The 19570-nt window shown below is 69.6% G+C and carries 20 protein-coding genes and 1 riboswitch; of the genes, 11 read left to right on the forward strand and 9 right to left on the reverse strand.

What is annotated here, in order from left to right:
• Positions 1 to 156: 156 nt before the first annotated feature.
• A complete protein-coding gene (locus tag ACIHAX_RS34745; protein ID WP_397281849.1) occupies positions 157 to 855 on the reverse strand; it encodes a winged helix-turn-helix transcriptional regulator in 699 nt (232 codons plus the stop codon).
• 89 nt (positions 856 to 944) lie between these two features.
• On the opposite strand from ACIHAX_RS34745, the gene ACIHAX_RS34750 reads away from it, so the two are divergent.
• The 8 genes from ACIHAX_RS34750 to ACIHAX_RS34785 all read left to right on the forward strand — a co-directional run bounded on the left by ACIHAX_RS34750 (position 945) and on the right by ACIHAX_RS34785 (position 6546).
• Positions 945 to 2084 (forward strand): acyl-CoA dehydrogenase family protein, encoded by a 1140-nt coding sequence (locus ACIHAX_RS34750; RefSeq protein WP_397281851.1) that lies wholly within the window; start codon positions 945 to 947, stop codon positions 2082 to 2084.
• Between the two features lie 81 nt (positions 2085 to 2165).
• Complete coding sequence (locus ACIHAX_RS34755) at positions 2166 to 2702, forward strand: DM13 domain-containing protein (protein ID WP_355078492.1); 537 nt, start codon at positions 2166 to 2168, stop codon at positions 2700 to 2702.
• Between the two features lie 34 nt (positions 2703 to 2736).
• A complete protein-coding gene (locus tag ACIHAX_RS34760; protein WP_355078493.1) occupies positions 2737 to 2964 on the forward strand; it encodes a hypothetical protein in 228 nt (75 codons plus the stop codon).
• 54 nt (positions 2965 to 3018) lie between these two features.
• Positions 3019 to 3564: an HNH endonuclease gene (locus ACIHAX_RS34765; protein ID WP_356968594.1), complete on the forward strand. Its 546-nt coding sequence runs from the start codon at positions 3019 to 3021 to the stop codon at positions 3562 to 3564.
• 28 nt (positions 3565 to 3592) lie between these two features.
• On the forward strand, positions 3593 to 3865 hold the full coding sequence (locus ACIHAX_RS34770) for a WhiB family transcriptional regulator (protein WP_355078495.1): 273 nt from the start codon (positions 3593 to 3595) through the stop codon (positions 3863 to 3865).
• A gap of 178 nt (positions 3866 to 4043) precedes the next feature.
• A complete protein-coding gene (locus tag ACIHAX_RS34775) occupies positions 4044 to 5648 on the forward strand; it encodes a VWA domain-containing protein (RefSeq protein WP_397281856.1) in 1605 nt (534 codons plus the stop codon).
• Positions 5649 to 5725: 77 nt separating this feature from the next.
• Positions 5726 to 6067, forward strand: a complete 342-nt coding sequence (locus ACIHAX_RS34780) for a metalloregulator ArsR/SmtB family transcription factor (protein ID WP_364436657.1) — start codon at positions 5726 to 5728, stop codon at positions 6065 to 6067.
• Positions 6064 to 6546 carry an SRPBCC family protein gene (locus ACIHAX_RS34785; protein ID WP_356968600.1) on the forward strand — a complete coding sequence of 161 codons (483 nt, stop codon included), beginning with the start codon at positions 6064 to 6066 and terminating at the stop codon, positions 6544 to 6546. The genes ACIHAX_RS34780 and ACIHAX_RS34785 overlap by 4 nt, the downstream gene beginning before the upstream one ends.
• Positions 6547 to 6571: 25 nt before the next feature.
• Here ACIHAX_RS34785 and gcvP read toward each other — a convergent pair whose 3' ends face one another.
• The 8 genes from gcvP to ACIHAX_RS34825 all read right to left on the reverse strand — a co-directional run bounded on the left by gcvP (position 6572) and on the right by ACIHAX_RS34825 (position 15171).
• On the reverse strand, positions 6572 to 9382 hold the full coding sequence (gcvP, locus tag ACIHAX_RS34790) for an aminomethyl-transferring glycine dehydrogenase (RefSeq protein ID WP_397281860.1): 2811 nt from the start codon (positions 9380 to 9382) through the stop codon (positions 6572 to 6574).
• Positions 9383 to 9539: 157 nt separating this feature from the next.
• Positions 9540 to 9640, reverse strand: a riboswitch (glycine riboswitch).
• A gap of 102 nt (positions 9641 to 9742) precedes the next feature.
• Positions 9743 to 11095 (reverse strand): M14 family zinc carboxypeptidase, encoded by a 1353-nt coding sequence (locus ACIHAX_RS34795; RefSeq protein ID WP_397281862.1) that lies wholly within the window; start codon positions 11093 to 11095, stop codon positions 9743 to 9745.
• Between the two features lie 112 nt (positions 11096 to 11207).
• Positions 11208 to 11765, reverse strand: a complete 558-nt coding sequence (locus ACIHAX_RS34800) for a MerR family transcriptional regulator (RefSeq protein ID WP_067811025.1) — start codon at positions 11763 to 11765, stop codon at positions 11208 to 11210.
• Between the two features lie 187 nt (positions 11766 to 11952).
• The gene (locus tag ACIHAX_RS34805; RefSeq protein ID WP_039797829.1) at positions 11953 to 12426 is read right to left on the reverse strand and encodes a bifunctional nuclease family protein; all 474 of its coding nucleotides are present in this window, start codon (positions 12424 to 12426) and stop codon (positions 11953 to 11955) included.
• 159 nt (positions 12427 to 12585) lie between these two features.
• Positions 12586 to 13389 carry a MerR family transcriptional regulator gene (locus tag ACIHAX_RS34810; protein WP_364436709.1) on the reverse strand — a complete coding sequence of 268 codons (804 nt, stop codon included), beginning with the start codon at positions 13387 to 13389 and terminating at the stop codon, positions 12586 to 12588.
• A gap of 93 nt (positions 13390 to 13482) precedes the next feature.
• Positions 13483 to 13968 carry an FHA domain-containing protein gene (locus tag ACIHAX_RS34815; RefSeq protein WP_043690204.1) on the reverse strand — a complete coding sequence of 162 codons (486 nt, stop codon included), beginning with the start codon at positions 13966 to 13968 and terminating at the stop codon, positions 13483 to 13485.
• Between the two features lie 168 nt (positions 13969 to 14136).
• Positions 14137 to 14535 carry a glycine cleavage system protein GcvH gene (gcvH, locus tag ACIHAX_RS34820; protein WP_355078501.1) on the reverse strand — a complete coding sequence of 133 codons (399 nt, stop codon included), beginning with the start codon at positions 14533 to 14535 and terminating at the stop codon, positions 14137 to 14139.
• A gap of 42 nt (positions 14536 to 14577) precedes the next feature.
• Positions 14578 to 15171 carry a CDP-alcohol phosphatidyltransferase family protein gene (locus ACIHAX_RS34825; RefSeq protein ID WP_355078550.1) on the reverse strand — a complete coding sequence of 198 codons (594 nt, stop codon included), beginning with the start codon at positions 15169 to 15171 and terminating at the stop codon, positions 14578 to 14580.
• A 219-nt stretch (positions 15172 to 15390) separates the two neighbouring features.
• Here ACIHAX_RS34825 and ACIHAX_RS34830 point away from each other — a divergent pair, with 219 nt between their 5' ends.
• From ACIHAX_RS34830 to ACIHAX_RS34840, 3 genes are all read left to right on the forward strand, one after another.
• A complete protein-coding gene (locus ACIHAX_RS34830; protein ID WP_355078502.1) occupies positions 15391 to 17085 on the forward strand; it encodes a GMC family oxidoreductase in 1695 nt (564 codons plus the stop codon).
• Between the two features lie 50 nt (positions 17086 to 17135).
• Positions 17136 to 18533 (forward strand): DUF2252 domain-containing protein, encoded by a 1398-nt coding sequence (locus ACIHAX_RS34835; RefSeq protein ID WP_397281864.1) that lies wholly within the window; start codon positions 17136 to 17138, stop codon positions 18531 to 18533.
• Positions 18534 to 18648: 115 nt separating this feature from the next.
• Positions 18649 to 19545 carry a nuclease-related domain-containing protein gene (locus ACIHAX_RS34840; protein WP_364436677.1) on the forward strand — a complete coding sequence of 299 codons (897 nt, stop codon included), beginning with the start codon at positions 18649 to 18651 and terminating at the stop codon, positions 19543 to 19545.
• The last annotated feature ends 25 nt before the right edge of the window (positions 19546 to 19570 follow it).

Raw genomic sequence — 19570 nt, forward strand, 5'->3', positions numbered from 1 at the left:
TCGGCCGCGGAGTTCGTCCGCACCGAAGAAGAACTACGCCCCGGGCGACCCGGTGTATCCGAGCGGGTACCGGCCGCGCTGCGCGAGAAGGCCCGCGAACTGGTGGCCCAGCGCCTCGAGCGCATCGGCGGGAATCTCTGAGCAGGCCGCCGGAGTTCAGGATGCGCGCTGAGTGGCGGCGTCCGGGTGCGACGTGTCCGCGTACCCGGCGACGGGGCTGAGCCGCAGCACCGAGGGCATCCGGCGGGTGAGCGCGGGCGTGCCGGTGAACGCCACCCGGCCCGTCCGCAGCGCGTGCGCCAGCGGCAGCCGCCCCAGCCACACCTGGTACAGCGAGGCGACATCGGAGCTGATCGCGACGTCAACGGGATAGCCGGGATCGGATTCGCACACCGAGGGCACCCCCGCCTCGATCACGATCCAGAATCGGCGCAGGTCGTCGGTGAAACGCACGTGCAGCACGTGGCGACGGCCCGGGAACGACGAGGTGTCGACCCTGGTGTGCATCCACCACACCAGCAGAGCGGGGTCACGCTCGTCCTCGCGCGGCGTGCCGAAGGTCCAGCGCGCACCCCATTCGCCGAGGCCGAACAGGATGGGCTCCAGTTCCCGCCCGGCGTCCGTGAGCAGGTACTCGCCGACCAGTTTCTCCACGAGCCCGGCTCGCTCGAACTGCCGCAGGCGTTTGGCCAGCAGGCTGCGCGACAGGCCGGGCAGACCGCGCGCGAGGTCGTTGAACCGGGTGGTGCCCAGCAGCAGGTCGCGCAGGATCAGCAGTGACCAGCGCTCGCCCACCACGTCGAGTGCCCGGGAGATCGGGCAGTACTGGCCGTAACTCGGCGTCGAAATCGTCATGGCACCTCGCGAACGCGGTCTCGGTTCTGGACCGGGGCGGTCCACTTTCTGCACTATCCGGTTATCGCGGCCGTTCCTAACTTCGAAACATGACCACTACAGCTCCTGCCCCCACCGACACCACAACCGACTGGATCGCCAGCGCACGCCGCGTCGGCGAGGCTCTTCATCCCGAGGTCGCCGCCCGCGACCACTCCGGCGAGATCTCTCTCGCCGCGTTCGATCTCCTGCGCGAGAGCGGACTGTCCGCGGCGCTCGTCCCCGCCGAGTTCGGCGGCGGCGGGGTCACCCACCGCGAGATGGGCGCGATCCTGCGCGAGCTGGGCCGCCACGACCCCTCCACCGCGGTCGCCTTCGCGATGCACACCCACCTGGTCGCCGCCCAGGTGTGGCGGCACAACCACGGCATCGATGCCGCACCACTGTTCGCCAAGGTGGTCGCGGGTGCGATCCTGGTCAGCACCGGAGCATCGGACTGGGTCGGCTCCAACGGCCGCGCCGAGCGGGTCGACGGCGGCTACCGGGTGCACGCGCGCAAAGCGCCTGCCAGCGGATGCGAGGCGGGCACCGTCCTGGTGACCAGCGTGCGCTGGGATGACGCACCCGACGGCCCGCAGGTGCTGCACTGCGCCATCCCGTTCACCGCCGACGGCGTACGGATCGAGAAGACCTGGGACACTTTGGGTTTACGGGCGAGCGGTTCGCACACCGTGGTGCTCGACGATGTGTTCGTGCCCGACGCGGCGGTATCGCTGACCCGCCCGGCATCGGTGTGGCCGCCGTTGCTGAACGTCGTGATCGGCGCGGCGATGCCGCTGGTCATGGCGGCCTACCTCGGTATCGCCGACGGCGCGGTCGATATCGCGACCACGCTCGCCGCCGGGCGGGCCGACGCGCCGACCGTCCAATTGGCCGGCGAGATGGCCACCGCGCACACCACCGCGGGCGACCTCGTCGACGCCATGTTCACCGGATCGGAGAACCTGCACTTCGCCAACACCGATCAGTACGCGAGCCGGACGCTCAGCCGTAAGACCGCCGCGGCGGACGCACTCGTGCACACCGTGCGCCTGGCCATCGAAACCGTTGGCGGACTCGGCTATTCGCGCGACTGCGAGCTGGAGATGCGCTACCGCGACGTGCACGGCTGCCTGTTCCACCCGCTGCCGCGGGCCAAGCAGACCCACTTCACGGGCCACGTCCTGCTCGGACACTCCCCGATCGGATGACGTTCTTCCGTCGACGCCACCCCCCGCTCGCCCCCATAATCGGATGGGGGCGAGTTTCCCTGAACACTCCGAGGAGAATCCATGGCGTCCGCACGGGGCATCGCTCGATCGCCGATCACCTGGGCCGTCGTGGCGTTGCTGATCGTGGGGCTGGGCGCGGGACTGGCCGTTTTCCAGCCATGGCGGCTGTTCACCGACACCACCGTGCAGGAGGCCGCACCGTCGGCATCCCCGGCGCCGGGTCCGGGCGGGACCGAAGCCCAGCCGCGCACCATCGCCCGGGGCAGGTTCATCTCGCACGAGCACGCCACCGCGGGCACCGTCGCGGTCCTGCGACTGGCCGACGGCAGCAGAGTGCTGAGACTGGAAGACCTCGACACCTCCGACGGCCCCGACCTGCACGTCTGGCTCACCGACGCGCCGGTGCGCGAAGGCCGCGACGGGTGGTTCGTCTTCGACGACGGCAGTCACACCGACCTGGGCAGGCTCAAAGGCAACCAGGGCAACCAGAACTACCCCATCCCCGCCGACGCCGACCTGGCCCGGTTGACCAGCGTCGCGATCTGGTGCGACCGGTTCAACGTCTCCTTCGGCGCCGCCGAACTGCGACCGGCCTGACCGCCGGATCACCCTCCGTAGCACCGCCCAAAAAATGACCCGACAACGGCGGGTGCGCTGTGCCACCATGTGTTTCGACACCGGCCACCACCTCGAGGTGGCCGCCGAGCAGTGGAGAGGAGGGGCGGCAGTGATTCCGGAGACGACGAAGCGAATGAATACCCTCGCGGCGCGATCGTCGGCCGCGGGCGACGCGATCGGCAGGCCGTTGCGCGCACGGCGCGGCGAACCGGTCGACAGCCGCCTCCAGATCCTCGGCTGATCGCCGCATCGCTCTCCTCCTTCGCTCGAATCCGCACGAAACATGGTGATTCCCATGACGTTCCGCCGTGCCGCCGATCAGGCGGCGACAACCGCAGACAACTGGATACACAGCGGGGTACTCGTCCTGAACGCCTCCTACGAGGCGCTCGACGAGATCAAGGCCGACCGGGCCGTCGTGCTGCTGGTCGCCGGCGCCGCGGAGACCGTGGCCGACCGCAGGCCGCACTTCCCGATCCGGTCACGGCACGTGGAAATCGCTCTGCCACAGACCATTCGATTGCTGCGCTACGTCTACCTCGAGCACGCCGTGCTGGTGCACGACGAGAGCAGGGCAACCCTGGCGGGCGTGCTGCGTCGCGACCGGAACCGGTGCGGCTACTGCGCCGGGTGGGCGCGCACCGTGGACCACATCCGGCCGCGGTCGAGGGGCGGCCCGAACACCTGGGGCAACCTCGTGGCCTGCTGCGCGCCGTGCAACACGGCCAAGGCGGACCGCACCCCGGAGGAGGCGGGCATGCGCCTGCTCTGGGAGCCGAAGGCCCCTACCCATCGGATCCGGCAGCAGCGCCGGATCTGGAAGCAACTCGCCGCGACCTGACCACGAGCCGAGAAAGGAGAAGATCGCGATGACGAGCGCCGAGACCACCGCCGTCGCGGAGCCGACCCTGGCCGACCTGCTCCCGCTCTCGGATTCCCGAGGGTGGCACCGGGCGGCCTGCCGCGGCGACCCGAACCACGAAGCCTGGTTCCCGTACCCGTCACAGGACTTCGACTACGCCCGGGAAGTCTGCGCGCGCTGCCCGATCCGGGATGCCTGCGGTGACTTCGCCGCGCGCACCGGGCAATCCGGCGTCTGGGGCGGGCACGAGTTCGACCGCGGACGGGTGATCCGCCACTGAGCGGTCCCGCCGTCGTGCCGTGCGGCACGGCGGCGGGCCAACACGACCGCGCGCACCCGCGCCGGTATCGGGGAGCCTCGCCGACTTCGTTCGGCGCCGCTGACCATACACTGACCGCGTGGGCACTCATCGCAGCGCAACCAGATCCCGGGGCGTCAGCAAAGGTCCGGTTATCGCAGTGGTCGTCGTTGCGTTACTGGCCGCGATCGTCGTCGTCTGGTTCCAGCTGCGCGATCGCGCGGCGAACCAGGACAGTGCGGCGGCGGCCGAATGCGTCGAGGGGCCCGCGACACTCTCCGTGACGGCCGATCCCGGCATCGCCGCGCAGGTGCGGGCCGCCGCGGACAGCTACAACGCCACCCGGCCGAAAGTACGCGACCACTGCGCGCGGGTCGAGGTGACCGCACAGCCGTCCGCGGCCGTCGTCGCCGCGTTCACCAGCGGCAAGCCATGGGACAAGGCGCTCGGCCCGCAGCCGGCGCTGTGGATCGCCGATTCGACCCGTTCCATCGAGTCCATGCGGGTGCCCGGCCTGATCGAGGGCACGCCGGTACCCATCGCCACCAGCCCGATCGTGCTCGCGATGCCCGAGGACCTGCGTCGCGCGCTGGAGCAGGCCGACGTGTCCTGGGCCGACCTGCCGCGGCTGCAGCAGGGCTCGCTCGCCGATGTCGGCCTGAACGGATGGGGCGGGCTACGGATGGCCCTGCCCGCGGGTGACGCCACGCTCGCCGCGGCCACGGCGGTCGGCTCCGCGGTCTCGGGCGCGGAGCCGCTCAGCGAGCAGGCGGCGCAGTCCGGTCAGGTGGTCGCCGCGATCTCCGGGCTCGCCGCCGACGCTCCCGAGGCGTCCGACACCACGGCCGCGCTGACCGAGCTCACGGCGCAGGACGCGCCCATGCACGCGATAGCCGCTACCGAGCAGCAACTGAAGGGTCTGCCCGGCGTCGTGGCGTTCCGCCCCGCCGGGTCCGCACTCGTGGCCGATTACCCGGCCGCGTTGATGTCCGGCGCGTGGGTGGACAAGACGCAGAATCTCATCGCCGGACGGTTCACCGACTATCTACGCAAGCCCGAGCAGGCGCAGGCCTTCGTCACGGCGGGATTCGCCGCCGCGCCGCAGACCGCGGCCGCCGTCCCGCCCCGTGGCGCGCTCGACAAGGTCCGCGCCACGCTGGCGAATCCGGTACTCGGCGTGCGCTCCACCGTCCTGGTCGACGTGTCGGCGTCGATGGGGACGGCGGAGGGCGCCACGACGCGTCTGGCGAACGTTCTGGCCGCGCTGAATTCCACGATGACGGTCATGCCGCCGGAGTTCGGACTCGGCGTGTGGACCTTCGGCAAGAACCTCGACGGCACTACTCCGTACCGGGTGGCCGCCGCCACCGCCCCGCTGACCACCGACCAGCGCACGAAGATCGGCACCGCGCTGACCGCGGTGCGCCCGAGCGAGAGCCGGTCGGATCAGGCTTACCCGTCGCTGATCGCGGCGTACAAGAGCGCCGTCGCCGGGTCCACGCCGGGCCGCACCAATTCGGTGCTGCTGATCACCGACGGACCCGACGACGATTCCACGGTCACCGGCACCCAACTGGCCGCGGACATCGCCGCGGCGACCGACCGCACCCGGCCGGTGCGCGTCGACGTCATCGTGGTCGGCGGCAGCGGCACCCAGACCCTCCAGGCCCTGGCGCGGCAGACCGGCGGGAACTACACCCGCCTGGCCACCTCCGACGACATCGGTTTCGGCTCCGCGGTCGTCCAGGCGCTCACCACGCCGTAGCGCGCCGCCCGCGCGAAGACAGAACTGCCGCCTCGCACTATAGACAGCCGCTATTGGTAAGTCTAAACTTACGGTTCGTGGGGACTTACCGAGATGCGGCGCTGTCCGCGCTGGGTGACCCGACGAGGCGGGCGATCTTCGAGCGCCTCGGCAAGGGGCCGTGCGCGGTAGGGCAGCTGGCCGCGGATCTGCCGGTGAGCAGGCCCGCGGTATCGCAGCACCTCAGGGTGCTGGAACAGGCCGGATTGGTGACCCACGAGGCGGTCGGCACCCGCCGGGTGTACCGCTTGAATCCCACCGGTATCGACGCGCTGCGCGTGTACTTCACGCGGTTCTGGACCACCGCGATGTCGGCTTTCCAGGACGAAGCAGGCCGGAGGGCCGCCGAAGAACCAGCTACCGACCAGGAGCAGTCATGACACAGCAGGCCAGCGACAAGGACGTACGCGTCGAACTCGTCGTCGACGCACCCATCGAGACCGCCTACGACGTGTTCACCACCGGCATCGACAGCTGGTGGCCGCGCGAGCACCATATCGGCGCGGGCCGGCTCGCCGAGGAGGTGATCGAGCCGCGCGTGGGCGGCCGTTGCCTCGGTCGCGAGGACGACGGCACCGAATGTCCATGGGGCACCGTGCTGGTGTGGCAGCCGCCGACCCACTTCGCGTTCTCCTGGGCGATCGGCCTGGACTGGAAGCACGAAACCGATCCGGAGCGGGCCAGCCGCGTCGATGTCACCTTCTCGGCGGTCGCTCCCGACCGCACCGCCGTCACGCTGGTGCACTCCGGTTTCGATAAGCACGGACCGGGCTGGGAGTCCATGCACGACGCCGTGGGTAGTCCGGGTGGTTGGCCGGACCTGGCGAACACCTATGCAAAAGTGGCCGCCACGCGGTGAGGTCGATACGCGACCGGACCGGCGGTCAGTCCGCGTACGCCTCCAGCGGTGGACAGGCGCAAACCAGGTTCCGGTCGCCATAGGCGCCGTCGATCCGGCGCACCGGCGGCCACACCTTCGCCCTGGCATGCCCGAGACCTCGGGGATACACGGCGACTTCCCGGCTGTAGGGGTGTTCCCACTCCCCCACCAGCGACGCCGCGGTGTGCGGCGCCCCACGCAGCGGGTTGTCGGTCACCGGCCACACGCCCGCGGCGACCTGGGCGATCTCCGCGCGGATCGCGATCATCGCCTCGATGAAATCGTCCAGCTCGGCGAGGTTCTCGCTCTCGGTGGGCTCCACCATCAACGTACCGGCCACCGGAAAGCTCATGGTCGGCGCGTGGAACCCATAGTCCGCCAAGCGTTTTGCCACATCGTCGACGGTGACGCCGGTTCGCTTGGTGATCTCGCGCAGGTCCAGGATGCACTCGTGCGCCACCATGCCGCGCTCGCCGGTGTAGAGCACCGGGAAGTACTCGTCCAGCCGCCGCGCGATGTAGTTGGCCGAAGCGATCGCCGACAGCGTGGCGCGGCGCAGCCCATCGGCGCCCATCATGCGGATGTAGGCCCAGGTGATCGGCAGAATGGAGGCGGAGCCGTACTTCGCGGCCGACACCGCGTGCGACCCCGCTTCCAGCGGGTCGCCGGGCAGATACCGCGCCAGGTGCGCGCGCACCGCGACCGGACCGACGCCGGGACCGCCGCCGCCGTGCGGGATGCAGAACGTCTTGTGCAGATTCAGGTGGCTCACGTCGCCGCCGAACCGGCCCGGCCGGGCGAGGCCGACCAGGGCGTTCAGGTTCGCGCCGTCCACGTAGACCTGACCGCCCGCGTCGTGCACCAGCGCGCACAATTCGGCGACCTCGTGCTCGTAGACGCCGTGCGTGGACGGGTAGGTGATCATGATGCAGGCCAGGCGATCGGCGTGATCGGCGATCTTGGCGCGCAGGTCGTCGAGGTCGACGTCGCCGTTGGCGCGACACTTCACCACCTCCACGCGCAGCCCGGCCATGGCCGCCGACGCCGCGTTGGTGCCGTGCGCGCTGGACGGGATGAGACAGGTGTCGCGGTGGGTGTCGCCGCGATCGAGGTGGTAGCGCCGGATCGCCAGCAGCCCCGCGTACTCGCCCTGGCTGCCCGCGTTCGGCTGCAAGCTCACCGAGTCGTAGCCGGTGATGTCCGACAGCCACCGTTCCAGGTCCGCCACCACCCGCAGCAGGCCGGGCGCGTCCTCGACCGGCGCGTAGGGATGCACGCGCGCGAAACCGGGCCAGGTGATGGCCTCCATCTCCGCGGTGGCGTTGAGCTTCATGGTGCAGGAGCCGAGCGGAATCATGCTGCGGTCCAACGCGATGTCTTTGTCGGACAGTGCGCGCAGATACCGCAGCATCGCCGTCTCGGTCCGGTACTTCGTGAACGCGGCGTGCGCCAGGAACTCCGAGGTCCGGCTCTCGATCGCCGCGACCGGCGCGGGCGCCCCCGGCTCGGACGACACCGCGGTGCCGAAGGATTCGAGCACGGCCGCGACATGCGCGTCGGTGGTCGCCTCGTCGCAGGCGATGCCGACGTGGTCGGCGTCCACCAGGCGCAGATTGATGCCGCGCGACTTCGCTTTCGCCACAACGGCTTCCGCGCCGCCGGGCACGTGCGCGAGCACCGTGTCGAAGAAGCTGTCGTGCACCACCGCGCCGTCCAGCCCGGCCGCGATCGCCGCGGCGTGCGCGTGCACCCGGCGGGCGATCGCCCGCAGCCCTTCGGCACCGTGGTAGGAGGCGTACATCGCGGCCACGACGGCCAGCAGCACCTGCGCTGTGCAGATGTTGGAGGTCGCCTTCTCCCTGCGGATGTGCTGCTCGCGGGTCTGTAAGGCGAGCCGGTAGGCGACGGCGCCGTCCGCGTCCACCGAGACGCCGACCAGGCGGCCGGGCAGCTGGCGGGCCTGCGCTTGCCGCACCGCGAGGTATCCGGCGTGCGGGCCGCCGAAACCGAGCGGGACACCGAAGCGCTGGGTGGTGCCGAAGCATACGTCGGCGCCCTGCTCACCGGGCGGCGTGATCAGCGTCATCGCCAGCAGATCGGCCCCGACCGCGACCAACGCGCCCCGATCGTGTGCCGCGGCGATCAACTCGGTCAGGTCCACGACGCGACCGGAAGCCCCGGGAGTCTGCGCCAGCACACCGAAGAACTCTCCGTCGGGCAGCTCTCCGGCGGACAGGTCCGCCTCCACGATCTCCAGGCCCAGCGGCTCGGCCCGGGTGTAGAGCACCGTTCTGGTCTGCGGGAACAGGTCGCGGTCGATGATCAGGCGTGCAGACTTCGATCGGCCCGCCCGGCGCAGCAGTGTCATGGCCTCGGCGGCCGCGGTGGCCTCGTCCAGCATCGACGCGTTGGCGACGTCCATGCCGGTCAGCTCCGACACCATGGTCTGGAAGTTGAGCAGCGCCTCGAGCCTGCCCTGGCTGATCTCGGGTTGATAGGGCGTGTAGGCGGTGTACCAGGCCGGATTCTCCAGCAGATTGCGCACCAGCACCGGCGGGGTCAGCGTGTCGTAGTAACCCAGCCCGATCATCGAGGTGGCCACGGTGTTGGTCCCGGCGAGCTCGGCGAGTTCGGCGAGCACCTCGTGCTCGGAGCCCGCCGCGGGCAGCCCGGCCAGGCCGTCGCCGTCCAGGATGCTCGCGGGCAGCGCGACGGCAGCCAGCTCGTCCAGCGACGACACGCCGACGACGTCCAGGATCCGGGCCAGTTCCTCCCGGTCGGGTCCGATATGGCGGTCGGCGAACGAGCGAGTCACAACAGCTCCCAAGGTCGGGCGGGGTCGACCAGGCGGTCGACGGGTACCGGCCCTCCCCCTCTGTCGTGGCGCCTGAGAGATTCGGGTCCCGCGACCGGTGGCCGAGACCCTTTCCCCATGGGCGGGCGGCTCGAAGCCGCCGCTTTCCAGAGGCGTCGAAGCCCGCACGGTCCTTTTTGCCTGAGAGATTGACGGGGAGGTGCTGCTCCTTCGGCGCTCGGACTCGTTTCCGGACCGAGGCTCTCCCGCACGGCGGCGACGCACCGTCAGTCTAAGCCGACGACACGCCGGAGCGCGCCACCGGACCCCGCGCGCACCGTGTCGTTCTGGTCACTCGGGGGACCGAGCGGGCATCACCCGTCAGATGGCGAGTCCGGCGCGCAGCCGCGCAGCCGCCAGCACGATCGACTTCGCTTGGATGCCCACCAGACGGGCCAACGGCACCGCGACACCGGGTGCGTTCTGCTCCACGTCGGTGCACCATTGATCGAATACCGCGGCGAACCGGTCGCGCTCGGCGGCCAGCGCCGTACCGCCGCCGAGCGCGTATTCGTCCTCCAGCAGGCGCAGCAGCATGCCGCCCAGCCGCAGGCGCAGCATCGCGGTCCAGTCGTACTGCTCGACGAAGATCTCCCCCCGGGTCGCGATCCGATTTCGTTGCGGCACCGACTGTCTGCTCACGGCGAGACCCGGCAGCCCGGCGACCAGCGCACGCACCGACCGTTCGAACGGACTGCGACCGCTCAATGTGCCGTCGACGCGAGCGAGCACCTCGGAGGCGACCTCGGCCATAGCCCGGTAGTCGGCGGCGGTAGCGTCGAGCAGGTCGCCCAGCACTCGGTCGCCCGCCGAACCGTCGCCGATCCGCGAGTCCACCCAGAGCGGCAACTCGCAGACCAGGATCGCCGTGCCGTAGCGCGCGGCGTAGTCCCGGCAGCCGCCCCCGCCCAGCGCGGTGACCGAGTCGAGGCCCTGGGCCGCGAGCAGATCCGCCATCGCCTCGAACAGCGGCAGCTCGAAGACTCCCGGAGCGAGCGTGCGGGCGCCCGGCGCGTCGGGTTCGCCCTGGTAGATCGGCACGCCGGCGGCGGAGAGGCCTGCGGTCAACGCCGACCAGTACCCGGGATCACCGCCAGAGGTGTAGAAGAAGCCGCCGCCGAACTCCGCGTTGTGCAGGGAGGCGATCAGCGCGGGCCGCGTGCGGTCGATCAGCGCCATCATCGCCTGCGTCTCCGGCAGCGGCACCCCGACGCGCCGGCCGCGCCATTCGGTGGGGAAACACCATTCCGGTTGTTCGGCCGCGGGCGGCCGGTAGAAGCCGCGGGCGACGCCGGTTCTGGTGTGCGGTCCGGCGAACCACCCCTCGTTCAACCGCGTTCCGTCCGGATCTACGCACAGCAGGAAATGCCACGTGGCGCCCACGGTCACCGTCTCGTCCGCGGCCATCCGGCCGAGCAGATGGCGAATCGTGGCCATGCCGATGGGCTCGTTCGGATGCGGATTGCCGAAGACCAAGATATGCCGGTCGCCGGATCCGACCGTCACCTCCCGAATCGGGTCACCGCCGCGCGAACGTCCTAGCTCGGTGATCGAGATCCGGTCCGGATGACCGGCCGCGAGAGTGTCGGCGAAGGCATTCAGTTCGTCGACGGTCGGAAACGCGTCGATCCGCTCGATCGGCCCGACGAGCCCGGTGATATCGCGTGCCTGCACCGCGCCCCCTCTCGCTGCCGCCCCGGCCCTTGCCCGCCACCGACGGCGCTGTCACGCACCACGGCCGGGGAGGCTGCACGCCTTGCCCGGCCGTGAAAGCGTTGTGCGAATCCTAGCCCGTCTTGCGGTTCATCCGCGCCTTACGACGGAACGACAGCTCGTCCTCCGGACGCTCGGTGATCGCCGACGCGCGCTCCGCGGGGAAGTTCGCGATGGCGCCGGTCAGCTCGCGCATGGCGCCGCTCACGGCGATCCCGAACACACCCTGCCCGCCCTGCAGTAAATCGACGACCTCCTCGGCCGACGTGCACTCGTACACCGAGGTGCCGTCGGAGAAGAGGGTGATTCCCGCCAGGTCCTGCACGCCGCGGCTGCGCAGATGATCGACGGCGATCCGGATGTTCTGCAGCGAGATGCCCGCGTCGAGCAGCCGCTTGACGATCTTCAGGACCAGGATGTCCTTGAACGAGTACAGCCGCTGGCTGCCCGAACCCGCGGCGCTCCGGATGGAAGGCACCACCAAACCGGTGCGCGCCCAGTAGTCGAGCTGCCGGTAGGTGATTCCGGCTACCTGACACGCACTGGGAACGCGATAGCCGACCATGTCGTCAGGTACCGAGTCGTCGGGGAACAGTCCTGGCTGTACCACATCCTGCGATTGCTCTGCCACTGACCACTCCCTTGCTTCGCCGACGCATTCCCAGCCTCATCGATGACCCGGCGCCGTCACCGACCGAATCGGTGCGGATTCGGCCGAAACGGTCGTGGCCCAACTGTCGAGATTACTCCCCACGATTGTCCAGCCCGCGGCGTCATCGAGCCAAACGCGACGCGCGGGGAAAGTCTCGACCTCTACTTCAGCTATCGGTCGCCTTGAAGTCGTCGGGAGACACCGACTCCAGGAATTCCTTGAACTTCTCCACCTCGTCCTCGCGCTCGTCCGGCATGACGAGACCGGCTTCCTCGAGAACCGACTCCTCGGCATGGATCGGGCAACCCACCCGCAAGGCGATCGCAATCGAATCCGATGGCCGCGCCGAAATCCGCAGATCGTTCTCGAAGACGAGATCCGCGTAGAAGGTGCCCTCCTGCAGATCGACGATCCGCACTTCCTTCAATGTGTGCCCCAGCTCGGTGATCAGGATCTTGATCAGGTCGTGGGTCAGCGGGCGGATCGGGGTCACCCCCTCCTGCTCGAGGACGATCGCCGTCGCCTCGGCTTGCCCGATCCAGATCGGCAGATACCGGTCGCCCGCCACTTCGCGGAGCAACAGCACGGGCTGGTTCTGTGGCTGCTCGACACGGATGCCGATCACGCGCATTTCGCTCATCGCACTGCCTCCCATACTCGCCGCCGGCCCGGCATGACCGCCGCAGAGCTCGCCGTACCACGAGTCTAGGCGAACCCGCACCGGTCCAGCGATCCGTCTGCACAGCAGAAATCAGGGTGTCCGTTCGCCGGAACCTACGGACCGTGGCCCCTCGGGGGGTCAGCCCCCGAGCGAGCCCCGGACCGAGGACTTGACCAGACAGGTGTGCAGGGTCAGCGACAGCGCGGCCAGTTCACGCACCGTCTCTTCCGCGCGGGCGCGCGCACCCGCGTCCCGGCTCTTCGCGATCGGGGCGACGATCTGCGCCACGAGCGCGGCCTCCCGGTCGGCGGCAAGCTTGAACGCACGCAGATGCCGTGCCTCCAAACCGAATTCGGCCATCGCCCGCGCGGTCTTGGCCAGCGTGACCGCGTCCGCGTCGAAGTACCCCGCCGGGCCGGGTGTGATCAGATTGGCCCGGATGAGGTCGCCCAGGAACTTCTCCTCGATCCCGGCCTGGTCGAGCAGATCGGCCCGGGTGACCCGGATTTCGTGATCGAACCGCAGATCATCCGGGGAGATCTCGCTCGGCACGACGCCGAGCCTACGAGGCGCGGCCACCGGGCGCACGCCACGTTCGGAAGCACCCACGGCCGGTTCCGCATCGGGCGTGCCGCGCCCGGACTCCGGCGCACCAGGGCGGACGGAGTGCGCTCGGGCGCGGGCTTCCCGCACACCGAGCGTCGCCGCACCGCTATCGATTGCCTCGAGCTGCTCCTTGATCACCTTCAGCGGGAGGTATTGATCGCGCTGCGCGGTCAATACGAACCGGAGCCGTTCCACATCCGCCACGGAGAACCTGCGGTAGCCCGAAGGCGTCCGCTCCGGCCGGATCAGGCCCTCCGCTTCCAGGAAGCGGATCTTGGAGATGGTGACGTCGGGAAAGTCGGGGCGCAGCAGGTCGAGCACGGAGCCGATCGACATCCCTCCGCGTGCCCACTGCGCCGCACCGGTCACAGCGCCAGGTCCTTCATGACTCCGAGCCTTTCATGAGTGCGCGACCCGGCACCGACGCCGTCATAGACTCCCCGCGCCCGCCGACGAGTCGGTCACCTGGGCGCGCGGTCCGGTGAGGAACACCAGCCGGAACTTGCCGATCTGGACCTCGTCACCGTTCTGCAGTTCGGAGGAGTCCACCGGCTCCCGGTTCACATACGTGCCGTTCAGGCTGCCCACGTCGACGACCTGGAAGGAATCGTCATCCTGACGGAACTCGGCGTGCCGACGGCTGACGGTGACGTCGTCGAGAAAGATGTCACTGTCGGGGTGGCGCCCCGCCGACGTGGTCGGCTGATCCAGCAGGAACCGCGAGCCCGCGTTCGGGCCGCGCTTGACGACCAGAAGGGCCGCGCCCACGGGCAGACCCTCGACCCCTTGGACCGGCTGTTCGCCGGTCGGCTCTCCGGAGCGCGACGCGTCGACCTCGTTCAGGAAATCCGCGCGGAAGACCGACGTCGTCTCGGCCGCGGTCTCCCCGTAACCCGGGTCTTTGTTCTCGCTCACCGTTTCTCTCCTCCTCGAACCTGATTATCCCTGCAAGCAGGTGATACCTCTGGTACCACGACCTGCCGTCGAGTCACTAGATTCCCGGCACAGCCGCCGGGTGCATCTGTTGGCATTGACCGTACCCTGCCGGGCCGCACCCGTGCAGGTAGAACTGGGAAGGCTGCTTCAGCCCCCGATAACTCCTTGATAACCTGCGGCATCCAGCAGTTCACCGAGCGTCGCGTCGAGACTCGCCGCATCGCCCACCTCCAACTCGAACAGCCATCCGTCACCGTAGGGATCGGCGTTCAACGTCTCCGGCTCCGAGTTCAGCAAGTCGTTCACCGCAACGACTTTCGCGCTCAGCGGCGCGTAGATGTCGGACACGCTCTTGGTCGACTCCACCTCCGCGATGCTGTCCGCGGCGACCACCTCCGCGTCCGCCTCGGGCAGCTGCACGAACACAACGTCACCGAGTTGAGACTGGGCGTAGTCGGTGATGCCCACCCGCACCCGGGTCGGGGCGATCCGGCGTACCCACTCGTGCTCCTCGGTGTAGCGCAGATCCTCGGGGGTCTGGGTCACAGGCCGTCCTTTCGTTTGAACGTTGCACGCAAACTCTATCGGCTACGCCGTCCGATGCCCCACAGCCGGTATCGCTCTTGCGACCGCGATGGCTTTGCCGGTGTACAGCACGCCGGTCCAGACGTAGACCGCGGTGCCCCAGATCAGTAGTGCCCCGCCGAAGGCGCGCCCGAAACCGGCGGCAGCCCAGTCCATCTGCCCCGCCAGCAGCCAGGGCAGCGCGGACATCAGCGCGAAGGTGGCCGCCTTGCCCAGGTAGATCACCTCCGGCGGGGGCAGGTCGCGGCGCTTGTACACCGACAACGTCGCGGTCAGCACGAGGTCGCGGCCGACCAGGATCGCCGCGACCCACCACGGGATCAGGCCGCGGATCACGAAAGCCGCCAGCGTGGCGACCAGATAGAGCCGGTCGACGAACGGATCCAGCAGTGCTCCCAGCCGTGAGGACTGCCCCAGCAGCCGGGCGAGTTTGCCGTCCAGGAAGTCGGTGACGCCGCTGACGACCAGCAGGGCGAACGCCCAGCCATCGGCCCGCTCGATCAGCAGCAACCACAGGAACAGCGGGACGCCCAACAGGCGCAGCACGCTCAGCACGTTCGGCACGGTCAGGATGCGGTCGGCGAAGACTCCCCGCACTCCGCCGTCGGCGGCGCGTTCCTCCGGTTGGGCTGTGCCCGATTCGGTTGTCACGCCCCGTGCATACCCCACCGACCCCGTTCCTCGCCATCTTCGCGGGCCGAATTTTCCGGATATCGACGCGGCATGCCCGTGCGAGGATGGTTCCCGCCACAGCGCGACGGTGACAGAATGATTTGGAATATTTCTCACTATGTGGCCGGTGAGCGAGAGGAAGTCATGTCCGCATTCGACTACGACGTGGTGGTGATCGGCTCCGGCTTCGGCGGCAGCGTCAGCGCCCTGCGGCTCACCGAGAAGGGTTACCGCGTCGGGGTGCTCGAGGCAGGCCGCCGATGGAACGCCGAGGACATCCCGCGCACGAACTGGAATGTGCGCAAATCGATCTGGGCGCCGCGCCTGGGCCTCACCGGTCCGCAGCGGATCAGTCTGCTCGGCAAGTGCGCCGTGTTCTCCGGCGCCGGGGTCGGCGGCGGCTCGCTGATCTACGGGAACACGCTGTACGAGCCCCTGCCGAACTTCTACACCGACCGGCAGTGGGCGCACATCACCGACTGGCGCGCGGAACTGGCGCCGTACTACGACCAGGCCAAGCGCATGCTCGGCGTCGCGCCCAACCCGCGCACGACCCCGGCCGACGAGGTGATCCGGGAGATCGCCGAGGACCTCGGTGTGGCCGACACCTACCATCCGACCGATGTCGGCGTGTTCTTCAACGAGAGCGATCCGGGCACGGAGGTCGACGATCCCTACTTCGGCGGCGCGGGTCCCCGCCGCAACGGCTGCGTGCACTGCGCGCGCTGCTTCACCGGGTGCCCGCACAACGCCAAGAACACCACCACCACGAACTATCTCTACCTGGCCGAACAGGCCGGTGCGCAGGTTCACCCGCTGACCACGGCCACCGCCGTGCGGCCGCTGCCCGGCGGCGGATACGCCGTCGACACCGAGCGGTCCGGCCGCTGGATCCGCAAGCAGCGCAGAACCTTCACCGCCGAGCAGGTGGTGTTCGCCGGCGCCGCGCTCGGCACCCAGAAGCTGCTGCTCGAGATGCGGGACGACGGCGTGCTGCCGCACCTGTCGCCCCGGCTCGGCGAACTGACCCGGAGCAACTCCGAGGCCATCCTCAACGTGGTCAGCCGCGCCCGCCGCGACTTCGCCGAGGGCATCGCGATCACCTCATCGATCCACCCGGAGCCCGACACCCACGTCGAGGTGTGTCACTACGGCAAGGGTCAGAACGCGCTGTTCCCGATGTCGGTGCCGATCGTGGACGGCGGCGCGTTCCGCTTCCTGCGCTTCCTGCTGGCGATCCTGCTGCACCCGCTGGTGTTCCTGCGCAGCCTGAACGCACGGCACGCCTCGGAGAAGTCGGTGATCCTGCTGATCATGCAGTCGCTGGACAACTCGCTGACCTCGTTCCGCCGGCGCGGGCGGCTGCGCACCAGGCAGGGCACCGGCGAGCCGAACCCGACCTGGATCCCCCTGGCCCACGACATCGGCAGACGGTTCGGCGCCAAGGTCGACGGCGACACCCACGGGCTGATCATGGACGTGTTCGACATCCCGGCCACGGCCCACTACATCGGCGGATGCGTGATCGGCGAGAGCCCGCGCAGCGGCGTGGTCGACCCGTACCAGCGGGTCTACGGTCATCCCGGCCTGCACGTGGCGGACGGCTCGGCGGTGACCGCCAATCTCGGCGTGAACCCGTCGCTGACGATCACCGCGCAAGCCGAGCGCGCGATGGCGTTCTGGCCCAACCGCGACGAACCCGACCCGCGGCCGGAACTGGGGTCGGCCTACCGGCGGATCGCTCCGGTGCCGCCGGCGCGACCGGCGGTGCCCGCCGAGGCGCCGGGCGCGCTGCGGTTGCCGATCGAGCCCGCGTCGCCCCGTACCCAGGTGAAGTGAGGCCGACACCACGCGGCATGAACGGTCGCTGGAGGCTAGCGTGATCCGTTGTGTCAGACAGTGGTATCGATCTGCGCTCCTACGTGCCCGCGGAGGAGGTGCGCGCCCGCGGACGCGCGTTGCGTGAGCGGGTTCCGGTCAGCGCAAGGGATCGGGCGGCCACCGGAGTACGGCGTCCGAGCGTGTTCGATTTCGTCGCGATGAGCAATGCGGGCAGGCTGGAGCACCTCATACCGCTGCGGATCGGGCGGATGATCGCCTCGCCGTTCACCTTCTATCGGGGCGCGGCGGGGTTGATGGCGGCCGATCTGGCAGGTGGCCCGGACAGTGGGCTCACCGCCCAGCTGTGCGGTGACGCGCACGCGGCCAACTTCGGCCTGTACGGCACCGCGCGCGGCGAGATCATCATGGACATCAATGATTTCGACGAGACTGTGCCCGGTCCGTGGGAGTGGGATCTGGAGCGCCTCGCGGCCAGCCTGGTACTGGCCGGGCGGGAGGCGGGCGCCGACGAGGACGAGTGCCGCACCGCCGCGCGCGACGCCGCCCGTTCTTACCGCCTGGCCGTGGCGGATCTGGCCGCGATGCCGTTCATGGCGTCCTGGTCCGCGCTGCCCGACGAGTCGGTGCTCGCCAGGGCCGAGGCCGACGACCTGCTCGACGACTTCAAGAAGGCGGCCAAGAAGGCGCGCAAGAACACCAGCGCCAAGGTGGTGGCCAAGTGGACCGAGCACCTCGAGGACCACCAGACCGGTATCCGCAAGCACCGCTTCGTCAGCGATCCGCCGATTCTGACCGCGGTGGACGAGCGCGTCGCGGAGGCGGTGATCGGCGGGCTGGAGCGCTATGCCGACACCTTGCCCGAGTCGCGGCGCAATCTCCTGGCCCGGTTCGCCGTGTCCGACATCGCGTTCCGGATCGTCGGGACCGGCAGCGTCGGGCTGCGCAGCTATCTCGCGCTGCTGCACGGCAACGACGGCGAGGCGCTGGTCCTGCAAGTGAAGCAGGCCGCGGCAGCGGCGCTCGCCCCGTTCCTGCCGACGGCCGCCGTACGGCACGAGGGTGAGCGAATCGTGCGAGGCGCCAGGCTTGTTCAGTCCGAGTCGGATCTCCTGCTCGGGTGGACGTCCCTCGACCCGGTCGGCGACGGCGTCGAAATGCCGTTCATCGTCCGGCAATTCCGCAATATGAAGGGCGGCATCGATCCCGCCGAGTTGCCCGCGGACGACCTCGACGACTACGGGCGGCTGGCGGGCGCGCTGCTGGCCAGGGCCCATTCCCGGTCGCTGGATCCGCGCTTGCTGTCGGGATATCTGGACGGCGACGAACGCTTCGACGACGCGGTCGCCGCGTTCGCGGTGCGTTACGCCGACCGCACCGAAGCCGACCACGCCGAACTGGCCGGGGCCGTGCGTGCGGGCCGGATCGCCGCCGAGGAACCGGAGTAGCCCGGCCGCAGTGCCTCGCGCCCGACACGCCGTCCGTCGGCACGGGCGCGGCGAATCCGTTGCGGCACCTCGTATCCTGTCCACTGTCGAGTGTCGACGTGAAGGGTGGCCGCCAATGCTCGTGCGAGTCCAGAACGCCGCAGGTACCAATGCCGAGCGGGTGCTGATCGATTGGCTGCGCACCTGGAAGGACCCCGGGAGTCCGCACGGTGTCGCGACGATCACCTGCAGCTTGTTCCACAAGGATCGGCTGCACCAATTCGACGCCGTGGTCTGGACCCCGACCAGCTGCGTGGTGATCGAGGCCGATGCACTGGTCGCCCGCCAGGATGGCGTGCTGGAGGTCCCGCTCAACGGCGAGTGGACGATCAACGGCGAGCCGGTGGCGATGGAGAGCCGCGACCGCAGCACGCCGCTGGACAAATCCCGCGAGCACACTTTCGCGTTGCAGGAATGGCTGGCTGCCCGCGGCCTCGGGCAGCGGGTCGTGCACGGCGTCGCGCTGCTCGTCCCGCTGTCGGGCGCCCAGTTGCGACTCGAACAGCGGTGGGCCGATCCGAGTTTCGACGTGATCATCGGCGACGACCCGGGCCGGCTGCGGCACTACTTCGACTCGCTCGCCACGGAGGAGAAGTTCCTCTGGACGGCCAACGACGTCGCCGTCGCGTTCCGCGGTCTCGGCATCCTGCCCTACCTGCCCGCGCCGCAGGAACTGCTCAACGAGGGCTTTCTCGGCCCGATCGACATCACGCTCTGGCACGGTGGGCCCAACCAGGCGCAGGCCGAGGCCTACGCGGAGGAACTCGCGCAGGCCGAGCGGGAAGCGCAGGCGTCCGCATTCGTCATCCGGGCGCCCTGGTACAGCCCGTGGAAGCTGTATCCACGCGAGTCCGGCGACCTCGACTTCGGGCGCGCGGTGATGCGCACCGTCCTGGCCATCGGCATGATCGTCGCCTTCGTCTGGATCGTGTGGTTCGTGGTCACCGCGCTCACGGCGTACGGACCGGGCTGAGCGGCCGCCGACGGGTGCGACCGCC

The sequence above is a fragment of the Nocardia sp. NPDC051929 genome, from assembly GCF_044548645.1.
In the GTDB taxonomy this organism is placed as follows: domain Bacteria; phylum Actinomycetota; class Actinomycetes; order Mycobacteriales; family Mycobacteriaceae; genus Nocardia; species Nocardia sichangensis.